Source organism: Stenotrophomonas sp. (assembly GCF_036662295.1).
GTDB lineage: Bacteria > Pseudomonadota > Gammaproteobacteria > Xanthomonadales > Xanthomonadaceae > Stenotrophomonas.
The window spans coordinates 22295-32254 of record NZ_JAVWXA010000037.1 but is presented as its reverse complement, the minus strand read 5'-3'; the positions used below and the strand labels follow the sequence as shown (position 1 = coordinate 32254).

Sequence of the window (9960 nt, the reverse complement as noted above, 5' to 3'; positions counted from 1 at the left end):
ACGGCCAGCCGCTGGTGGCCTATCGCTTCGATGGCGAAGACGTGCTGGACAGCGGCAAGCTGGTGGCGGTGCTGGCCTAGCCCACACTGCAGCGGTTACCCCACGCCTGTGGCGTTGCGCGCGCCATGTATCCGCCAGCGCGGAAATGGCCTGAAGACGCTACGCACGCGGCAGGCAGGCCAGAACGCGCGCCCACTCACGGCAGGGTGAACTTGCGCGCCATCCGCAGCGGCCACACCGAGGTGAACTGGGCGCCGCCGACCAGCCGGTAGGCGGCCGAGACGCTGTGCATCACCCCCAGCCGCTCCAGCACGTCCTTGGCCCGGCGGAAGGTGGGGCGTGGATCGCCCGTGTACATGAACAAGTTGATCTCCTTGGCGCTGATGTCGTGGCCATCCAGCGTGGCCGCACTGCCCAGCGCGGCGCTCAGCTCGGCCTCCAGCGTGGCGAGGAAGGCTTCATCGTCCAGCGACTTTCGCCAGAACTTGATGACAAGCTGGTAATCCATCGGGCGGGCCTGTTTTTCGAGGGGGGAACCGGCAAGGGTACCCTGCCCGGCACCTGCCTGCGCCCGGGCCGGCCGCATCCACGCCGCCTTGATGCCGGCGCGCCCATGCTCGGCACGGCGGCCGGCGCCACTCGACCTCCTCACCGCAGGGACCCGCGATGGATTTCCTCAAACTGCTGCGCTCGCTGGAAGAGTTCCTCTACGAGCTCTGTACCTGGTTCCTGTTCTTCCCGCGCACGGTGTATCGGGTGGTGATGCATCCGCAGCGGATGGCCCGCTACGTGGACACCGAGCTGACGCAGCCGCTGGACCAGCAGTTCGACGATGCGATCAGCCCGCCCATGTTCCTGATGCTGGCGGTACTGCTGGCGCACGGGGTGGAGCTGCTGATGCACCAGCAGGTGACCGGCATCGGCATGCTGTCGCGCACGGTGTTTGGCAACGAGGAAAGCCTGCTGCTGTATCGTTCGATCACCTTCGCGGTGTGGCCGTTGATCTGCAGCGTGCACCTGCTGCGGCGACGCAAGCTGCCGATCACGCGGGCCTCGCTGCGGGCGCCCTTCTTCATGCAGTGCTACCTGACCGCGCCGTTCGCGGTGGCGCTGTCCACCAGCATGGTGTTCGTGCGCCTGCCGGGCACGCTGTCGACCCGGATCGGGATTGCCGTATCGGTGCTGGCCCTGCTCTGGTATGCCGGGGCGCAGGCGCATTGGCTCAAGGCGCGGCTGCAGCGCCCCTGGCCCAACGTGATCCTGTCCACGCTGTGGGTGCTGCTGCTGGGCATCGTGATCAACAGCCTGATCGGCATCGCGCTGCTGGCCAACTGAGTGCCGGGCAGCCGCCAATGGCGGCAATTCCCCCGGCGCGCGTTCCGTGCGACCCTTCGGGAAACGTTTTCATGCCCTGGAGGGAATTGGATGTTGTCTCGTCTTCGTCGCACCGCGCTGCTGGCGCTGATCGCCCTGACCCTGCCCGCCGGCCACGCCCTGGCCGACACCGCCGCCCCGCTGCGGGTGATGTCCTTCAATGTGCGCACGCCGGTGGATACCGAGCCGGGCCGCCGCTGGGAAGACCGGCGCGAGGCGATGGTCAGCGTCCTGCGCACCCAGCACCCGGCCGTGTTCGGCACCCAGGAGCTGGTGGGCAAGCAGGCCGAGTACCTGGTCGAGCACCTGCCCGGCTACCGCTGGTTCGGCGAGGGCCGGCGCGGCGGCAGCGGCGACGAGCACATGGGCGTGTTCTATGACAGCGCGCAGCTGACGGTGGTCGAGTCGGGCAATTTCTGGCTGTCCGATACCCCCGAAGTGGCCGGCAGCATCACCTGGGGCAACCTGATGCCGCGCATGGTCACCTGGGCGTTGTTCGAGCGCCAGGCCGATGGCCGCCGGTTCTACCTGCTCAATACCCACCTGCCCTACCGCGAGGAAGACGAGCCGCGCCGCGTGCTGGGCGCCAAGCTGATCGTCGAACGGCTGGCCGCGCTGCCCAAGGAGATTCCGGTGGTGGTCACCGGCGATTTCAACAGCGAACCGGGCAGCACCACCTACCAGGCGTTCACCGCCGCGCTTGGTGATGCGCGCAAGCATGCCGGCAAGGTGGACGGCCCGCGCCTGACCTTCCACGATTTCAGCGGCAAGCCCACGGTGGAGCTGGACTGGATCCTGGTACGCGGCTTCACGGTGGATCACTTCCGCACCCTGGACGATGCGCCCGGTGGCGTGCTGCCCTCGGACCACTTCCCGGTGCAGGCCGACCTGGCCTTCCCGGCCGCCGCCTCGCGCTGAGCTGCAGGCCAAGGCCAACGCCGGGCCGATGCCCGCGCGTTGGCGGCCGGTGGGCCTCACGCGGCTTGAATGATGGCAATGCGATACAGCGGCCTTCCGCTCTGGAGATTGCCACCATGGCCCATCGCAGCCGGCTTGCCGGATTCATCATCGATTGCCAGGACACCCCGGCCGACCAGGCCGCCGCGTTCTGGTCGGCTGCGCTGGGTTACCGCGCCGCGCCGGCCTATCGCGAGGACGGTGCCGAGTACGCCGACCTGGCCGGTGCGCCGGCCGGCTTGAACGTGGAAGTGCAGCGCGTGGCGCACGACTCGCGGGTGCATCTGGATATCGAGAGCGATGACATCGATGCCGAGGCCGACCGCCTGGAAGCACTCGGGGCCGTCCGGGTGGGCTTCGTCAAACGCTGGTGGGTGATGGAAGCGCCGACCGGGCACCGCTTCTGCATCGTGCGCATGGGCGAGGACGACCAGGCCGAGGCCAACCACTGGGGCTGATTCAGTAGCGCTGTGATGGGTAACGCTGGTCCAGCACGCGGCACAGCGCACGGTGCTGGTCACGGGCCTGGCAGATGCGCGCGGCAACCGCCAGGAACACCCCCACCAGCAGCACGCCGATATCCAGCAGGGCATCGGACAAGTGGCCAAAGCCCAGTGCGACCGCCAGCGCGGCCAGCACCAGCAGCACGATCACCTTGGGTGACAGCGCGGCCTCCTCGCCCCGGCGTGGTGCCGATGCGAGCTGCCGTCGAAAATGTGCGTCCATGCGGTGTCTCCCTCGAAAAGGGGAGCTTTGTACCACCCCGTTGGTGGCACGCGTCAGGGGCAAAGCCGCCAACGGCGGCATCCCCGATCCATCATCGCGGCAAACCCCGAGGGCATGCCGGCGGGAGGACGGCCGATCCGTCCCCCCGCGTGGGTTCAGCGCATCGTGCCGGCCACGGCCGGCGGTGTTGCGTCCTGTTGCTGCCCCCAACCGCCCAGGGCCTTGTACACGCCCACCACGCTGACATTGACCGTGGATTCGGCCGCGGCCAGCGCATCGTCGGCGGCCAACTGGGTGCGTTGCGCATCCAGCAGGGTCAGGAAGTCCTCGGAGCCTTCCCGGTAGCGGATCTGCGCCAACTGCTCGGCCCGACGCGCGGCCTGCGCCTGCTCGGCGACGATGCCCAGCCGCGCCTGCTGCTTGGCGTAGCGGGTCAACGCGTTTTCGGTATCTTCCAGCGCCAGCAGCACCGCCTTCTCATACTCGGCGGCCACGCCATCGGCCTGTGCCTTGCTCGCGCGCAGGCGCGCCCGCACGGTGCCGAAGTCGAACGCGGCCCAGCTGATCGACGGGGTCACCGACCAGGCCTTGTTGGCCCCGTTGACCAGGCCACTGGCATCGCCGGACAGGAAGCCGACGAAACCGGTGAGGCTGATCCGCGGGAACAGGTCGGCGGTGGCCACGCCCACGCGGGCGGTCGCCGCCGCCAGGCGCCGTTCGGCGCTGCGCACGTCGGCCCGCTGGCGCAGCAGGTCGGTGGTGTCGCCCAGCGGCAGCGGCTTGGCATAGGCAGCCACTTCGCGCGGCTGCAGCAGTGCGTCCAGTGCATCCGGACGCTGCCCCAGCAGCACCGCCAGGCGATGCCGCGACTGCACCTCGGCCACTTCCAGCAGCGGGATGTCCGCTTCGATCGCCTTCAGGCGCGCCCGGCTGCTCTGCACATCCAGCTCGCTGCCCGCGCCCAGTTCCCAGCGCGCCTCGGTCAGGCGCTGGGTGTCGCGCAGGTTGACCAGCGTGCGCTTGGCCACGTCGATGCGCTTCTGGGTGCCGCGCAGTTCGAAGTAGTTGCGCGCCACTTCGGCGGCCACGGTGACCTGCGCGTCGGCGAGGTTGTCCTGCTCGGCGCCCAGGTCCGCGCGCGCCGCTTCGGCGGCCCGGCGCTGGCGGCCGAACAGGTCCAGCTCCCAGCCGGCGTCGAAGCCGAGCTGGTAGGTCTCGCTGAAGACGCGCTCGCCGCCCAGGCTGGCGTCGGGCTGCTTGCGGCGGTCGTAGCTGCCGGCACTGGTGATGTGCGGCAACTGGTCCAGGCGCTGCTCGACGAACACCGCGCGCGCTTCACGCACACGCGCCATCGCAATGCGCAGGTCCAGGTTGTCGCCCAGTGCGTCGTGCACCAGTTGTTCCAGCACCGGATCGTCGAACTGCGCCCACCAGCTGGCCACCGGCGAGGTGGTGCTGAACACCGGCGCGGCCGCGCCCTGCAGGGTCACCGGCTGGGCCGGTGGCGCCTGGTAGTTGGGGCCGACGCTGACGCAGCCGGCCAGCAGCGCGCTGGTCACGGCCACGGTCAACAGGCGGATCACCATGGCAGCACCTCGCCCAGGTAGGTGAAGCTGCCGTTGGGGCCATCGGCGCCGATCAACGCCATGCCCACGCTGGAGCGCGCGCCTTCACTGATCTCGATCTCGCCCTCGCCACCGTTCATGTCGGTTTTCACATAGCCCGGATGCACGGTGTTGACCTTGGTGGTGCTCTCGCGCAGCTCGTAGGCCAACTGCACGGTCCAGGCGTTCACCGCGCTCTTGGAGGCGTTGTAGGCCGGCACCGCGAAGCCGTAGATCGGCGAGCCCGGCTGGCTGTGCAGGGTCAGCGAGCCGAGGATGCTGGACACGTTGACGATGCGGCCGGCCGGCGAGGCGTTGATCAGCGGCAGGAAGGCCTGGGTGACGGCGATGACCGCGAACACATTGGTGTCGAAGGTGTCGCGCCAGGTCTGCAGGGTCTGCGCCGACGGCGCCAGCTTGACGTCGTCCAGCAGGATGCCGGCGTTGTTGACCAGGATGTCCAAGCGGCCGTGACGCTCGGTCACGGTCTGCACGGCGGCGGCGATGCTGGCGGCATCGCCCACGTCCAGCTGGATGGCTTCCACCGGCAGGCCTTCGGCCTGCAGCTTCAGCGCCTCGGCCACGGCCACGTCGCGCTTGCGCCCGGCCAGCAGCGTGTGCACGCCGGCCTGGGCCAGCTGGCGGACGGTTTCCAGGCCGATGCCGCGGGTGGCACCGGTGACCAGGGCGATCGTTTGGGTAGCGGTATTCATGGGAAAAACCTCGCGGGGGATGGGATCAATGGTGAAGGGTGGGCGCGCCGTGGGTGACCAGCTGCCCGCCACCATTACGGCTGACGAACTTGCGCAGCGCCACGTAGAACACCGGGGTCAGGAACAGCCCGAACAACGTTACGCCCAGCATGCCGGCGAACACCGTGATGCCGGTGACCGAGCGCACTTCGGCGCCTGCGCCGTGGGACAGCACCAGCGGCACGGTGCCGGCGATGAAGGCGATGGAGGTCATCACGATCGGGCGCAGGCGCAGGCGGCAGGCTTCCAGCGCGGCTTCGACGATGCCCTTGCCGCCCATTTCCAGTTCGCGGGCGAACTCGACGATCAGGATCGCGTTCTTGCACGCCAGGCCCATCAGCACCACCAGGCCCACCTGCACGAACACGTTGTTGTCGCCGCCGGTCATCCACACGCCGAACAGGGCCGACAACAGCGTCATCGGGACGATCAGGATCACCGCCAGCGGCAGCGACCAGCTTTCATACAGCGCGGCCAGCACCAGGAACGCCAGCAGGATGGCCACCGGGAACACGATGAAGGCGGCCTTGCCCTGGGTGGCCTGCTGGTAGCTCAGGTCGGTCCACTCGGTGGTCATGCCCACCGGCAGCACCTTGGCGGCGATGGCGGTGAGGTTGTTCATCGCTTCGGCCGAGGACAGCACGCGCGGGTCGGCCTCACCGGCCAGGTCGGCGGCCGGGTAGCCGTTGAAGCGCAGCACCGGGTCCGGGCCGAAGGTTTCCTTGACGGTCACCATCGAGCCGATCGGCACCATTTCGCCACGGTCGTTGCGGGTACGCAGCTTGCCGATGTCTTCCACGTTGTTGCGGAACTGGCCGTCGGCCTGGGCGATGACCTGCCAGGTGCGACCGAACTGGTTGAAGTCGTTGACATACGACGAGCCCAGGTAGGTCTGCAGCGTGTCGAACAGCTCGGTCAGCTGCACGCCCTGGGCCTTGGCCTTGACGCGATCCACTTCGGCATCCAGCTGCGGCACGTTGGCCTGGTAGCTGGTGATCGGGAAGGCCATGCCCGGGGTCTGCGACACCGCACCCTGCATTGCCTGCACGGCATTCTGCAGCGCGCCGTAACCGAGGTTGCCACGGTCTTCGATGAACATCTGGTAGCCGTTGCCGTTGCCCAGGCCCAGGATCGGCGGCGGCATCATCGCGAAGGCGAAGCCTTCCTGCAGCCCGGCGATCTTCTGGTTGATCTCGGCATTGATCTGCGCGGCGGTGCGGCCATGACGCTCGTTGAACGGCTTGAGCGGGATGAACGCCACGCCGGTGTTGGGCGTGTTGGTGAACTGCAGCGCGTTCAGGCCCGGGAACGAAATGGTGTGGGCCACGCCGTCGGTTTCCTGGGCGATCTTGGCCACTTTGCGCAGCATTTCATCGGTCCGCGCGATCGAGGAGCCTTCCGGCAGCTTCACGCCGGCGATCAGGTACAGCTTGTCCTGGGTCGGGATGAAGCCCGGCGGCACCAGCTTGAAGATGAAACCGGTGCCCACCAGCAGCACCGCATACACCACGAACACCGCGCCGCGACGACCGAGGATCTTCGACACACCCCGCTCGTACTTCTCCGAGCTGGACTTGAAGAAGCGGTTGAACGGACGGAACACCCAGCCGAGCAGACGGTCGATGATGCGGGTCGGGGCGTCCTTGGCGGCGCCGTGCGGCTTGAGCAGGCGCGCGGCCAGTGCCGGGGACAGGGTCAGCGAGTTGATCGCCGAGATCACCGTGGAGATGGCGATGGTGACCGCGAACTGCTTGTAGAACTGGCCGGTCACGCCGGACAGGAAGGCCATCGGCACGAACACCGCGCACAGCACCAGGGCGATGGCGATGATCGGCCCGGACACTTCGCGCATGGCCTGGTGGGCCGCGGCCAGCGGGGTGAGGCCTTCTTCGATGTTGCGCTCGACGTTTTCCACCACCACGATCGCGTCATCCACCACGATGCCGATGGCCAGCACCAGGCCGAACAGGCTCAGGGTGTTGATCGAGAAGCCCAGCAGGTACAGCGCGGCGAAGGTGCCCACGATGGACACCGGCACGGCGATCAGCGGAATGATCGAGGCGCGCCAGGTCTGCAGGAACAGAATCACCACCAGCACCACCAGCGCGATGGCTTCCAGCAGGGTGGAGACCACGGCCTTGATCGAGTCGCGCACGAAGATGGTGGTGTCATACACCGCCTCGTACTTGACGTCGGCGGGCATGGTCTTCTGCATTTCATCCATGCTGGCCATCACCGCATCGCGGATGTCCAGCGCGTTGGCGCCGGGGGCCTGGAAGATGCCGATGCCGACCGCGTTCTTGCCATCCAGCTGCGAGCGCAGGGTGTAGTCGCCGGCGCCGAGCTCGACCCGGGCCACGTCGGCCAGGCGGACCACTTCGCCGTCGGCGCCGCTCTTGAGCACGATGTCGCCGAACTCCTGCTCGCTGCGCAGGCGGCCCTGGGCATTGATCAGGGTCAGGAACTGGCTGTTGGGCATCGGCTCGGCACCGAGCTGGCCGGCGGACACCTGCACGTTCTGCTCGCGCATCGCGCGCACCACGTCGCTGGCGGTCAGGCCGCGCGCGGCCACCTTGTCCGGGTCCAGCCAGGCGCGCATGGCGTAGTCGCCGCCACCGAAGATCTGCGCATCGCCCACGCCCTGGATGCGCGCCAGCGCGTCCTTGACGTGCAGGCGTGCGTAGTTGCGCAGGTACAGGGTGTCGTACTTGCCGTTGGGCGAGGTCAGGTGCACCACCATCAGGAAGGTCGGCGACTGCTTCTGGGTGGTCACGCCCTGGCGGCGCACGTCCTCGGGCAGGCGCGCCTGCGCCTGGGCGACGCGGTTCTGCACCTTCACCGCCGCATCGTCCGGGTCGGTGCCCGGGCGGAAGGTGATGGTCATCTGCAGCACGCCATCCGAACCGGCCACCGACTTGAGGTACATCATGCCCTCAACGCCGTTGATCGCTTCCTCCAGCGGGGTGGCCACGGTCTCGGCGATCACCTTGGGGTTGGCGCCGGGATACACGGTGCGCACCACCACCGACGGCGGCACCACTTCGGGGTACTCGCCGATGGGCAGCATCGGGATGGAGATCAGGCCGGCGGCGAAGATCACGATCGACAGCACCGCCGCAAAAATCGGCCTGTCGATGAAGAAACGGGAAAAGTCCATGGGTGGATTCCTGGGGGTTGGCCAACGCCGGCGTGCACGTTCCCGCCCGCTGTCGCAGGCGACAGCGGTCACGGGTTCCCCTGCACGGGGCGATGGCCGAAACGGTGGAGCCGACGGTCAGTCGGCTGCCCTTCAATTCAACGTGGCGACCGGCGCGGCAGCCGGCGCGGCGGCCGGCTGCATGGCGACCACCTTGGCCTGCACCGGCATGCCGGGCATGAAGACCTTCTGCACGCCGTCGATGATGACCCGGTCGCCGGCGTTCAGACCCTGCTGCACGATGCGCAGGCCGTCGGCGTTGCGGCCCAGCGTGATGTCGCGACGCTGCGCCTTGCCGTCCTTGTCGACCACGTACACGTACTTGCGGTCCTGGTCGGTGAGCACGGCCTTCTCGTCGATCAGCATGGCCTGGAACTGGCCGCTGCCAAGCAGCTGCACGCGGGCGAACAGGCCCGGGGTGAAGCTGCGGTCGGCGTTGTCCAGCAGCGCGCGGACGCGGATGGTGCCGGTGCTGCGGGTGACCTGGTTGTCCAGGAAGTCGACCTTGCCCTCATGCGGGTAGCCGTCCTCACCGGACAGGCCCACCTTGACCGGCAGGTCGCTGTCGCGCTCGCTCGGGCGCTCGCCCTTGCGCGCCATCTGCGCGTACCGCAGGAAGGTGCCCTCGTCGGCATCGAAGTAGACGAAAACCGTGTCCAGCGAGACCAGCGTGGTGAGCACGCTGGCGCTGTCGCCGGCGGTCACCAGGTTGCCGGCGGTGACCATCGCGCGGCCGGCGCGGCCGTTGATCGGGGCGCGCACCTTGGTGAACTCCAGGTTGAGCGCGGCCGCATCCAGCGCCGCCTGCGCGGCCTGCACGCTGGCCCCGGCCTGGTCGGCCGCCGCACGGCGCTGTTCCCAGGTTTCGGTGGAGATCGCCTGCTGCTCGGAGAGCTTCTTGGCGCGCTCGGACTCGCTACGGGCCAGCGTGGACTGGGTGCGGGCGCGGGTCAGTTCGGCGCGGGCGCGATCGTACTCGGCCTGGTAGCTGCGCGCGTCGATGGTGAACAGGACATCGCCCTTCTTCACCTCTTCGCCTTCGACGTAGTTGACCTTGTCGATGTAGCCGGACACGCGCGGGCGCAGCTCGACGCTCTGCACCGCTTCGACGCGGCCGCTGAAGTCGTCCCACTGGCTGACCTGCTTGACCAGCACCGGGGCGGCACTGACCGACGGCGGCGGCGGCATCCCGGCTTCTTCGGCATGCCCGCCACTGCAGGCGGCCAGCACGGCCGCGGCAAGGAGGGACACGCCGGCCATGGCCAGCCGCCGGGTGTAACGATGTGGAGTGGAATTGGAGGAAGTCATGGCATGCATCCGTACAGAGGGGTGGTGATACGAAATCGGAGGG

At 68.3% G+C, this 9960-nt stretch carries 9 protein-coding genes; 3 read left to right on the top strand and 6 right to left on the bottom strand.

From position 1 onward, the window contains the following. Window positions 1-196 precede the first annotated feature (196 nt). On the bottom strand, window positions 197-508 hold the full coding sequence (locus RSA25_RS09550) for a hypothetical protein (RefSeq protein ID WP_332808653.1): 312 nt from the start codon (window positions 506-508) through the stop codon (window positions 197-199). Between the two features lie 158 nt (window positions 509-666). Between RSA25_RS09550 and RSA25_RS09545 the strand changes: the two genes are divergently transcribed. The 3 genes from RSA25_RS09545 (at window position 667) to RSA25_RS09535 (ending at window position 2789) form a co-directional block, all read left to right on the top strand. After that, window positions 667-1335: a hypothetical protein gene (locus RSA25_RS09545; protein ID WP_332808652.1), complete on the top strand. Its 669-nt coding sequence runs from the start codon at window positions 667-669 to the stop codon at window positions 1333-1335. 90 nt (window positions 1336-1425) lie between these two features. After that, entirely contained in the window at window positions 1426-2292 is an 867-nt protein-coding gene (locus tag RSA25_RS09540) for an endonuclease/exonuclease/phosphatase family protein (protein ID WP_332808651.1), read from the top strand. 116 nt (window positions 2293-2408) lie between these two features. Then, the gene (locus RSA25_RS09535; protein WP_332808650.1) at window positions 2409-2789 is read left to right on the top strand and encodes a VOC family protein; all 381 of its coding nucleotides are present in this window, start codon (window positions 2409-2411) and stop codon (window positions 2787-2789) included. A 1-nt stretch (window position 2790) separates the two neighbouring features. Here the strand turns inward: RSA25_RS09535 and RSA25_RS09530 are convergent, their stop codons facing one another. The 5 genes from RSA25_RS09530 to RSA25_RS09510 all read right to left on the bottom strand — a co-directional run bounded on the left by RSA25_RS09530 (window position 2791) and on the right by RSA25_RS09510 (window position 9917). Further along, window positions 2791-3057 (bottom strand): hypothetical protein, encoded by a 267-nt coding sequence (locus RSA25_RS09530; RefSeq protein WP_332808649.1) that lies wholly within the window; start codon window positions 3055-3057, stop codon window positions 2791-2793. A gap of 155 nt (window positions 3058-3212) precedes the next feature. Further along, window positions 3213-4643 carry an efflux transporter outer membrane subunit gene (locus RSA25_RS09525; RefSeq protein WP_332808648.1) on the bottom strand — a complete coding sequence of 477 codons (1431 nt, stop codon included), beginning with the start codon at window positions 4641-4643 and terminating at the stop codon, window positions 3213-3215. After that, window positions 4637-5374, bottom strand: a complete 738-nt coding sequence (locus tag RSA25_RS09520) for an SDR family oxidoreductase (protein WP_332808647.1) — start codon at window positions 5372-5374, stop codon at window positions 4637-4639. The genes RSA25_RS09525 and RSA25_RS09520 overlap by 7 nt, the downstream gene beginning before the upstream one ends. Window positions 5375-5399: 25 nt before the next feature. Continuing rightward, window positions 5400-8570: a multidrug efflux RND transporter permease subunit gene (locus RSA25_RS09515; RefSeq protein ID WP_332808646.1), complete on the bottom strand. Its 3171-nt coding sequence runs from the start codon at window positions 8568-8570 to the stop codon at window positions 5400-5402. A gap of 132 nt (window positions 8571-8702) precedes the next feature. After that, on the bottom strand, window positions 8703-9917 hold the full coding sequence (locus RSA25_RS09510) for an efflux RND transporter periplasmic adaptor subunit (protein WP_332808645.1): 1215 nt from the start codon (window positions 9915-9917) through the stop codon (window positions 8703-8705). Window positions 9918-9960 lie beyond the last annotated feature (43 nt).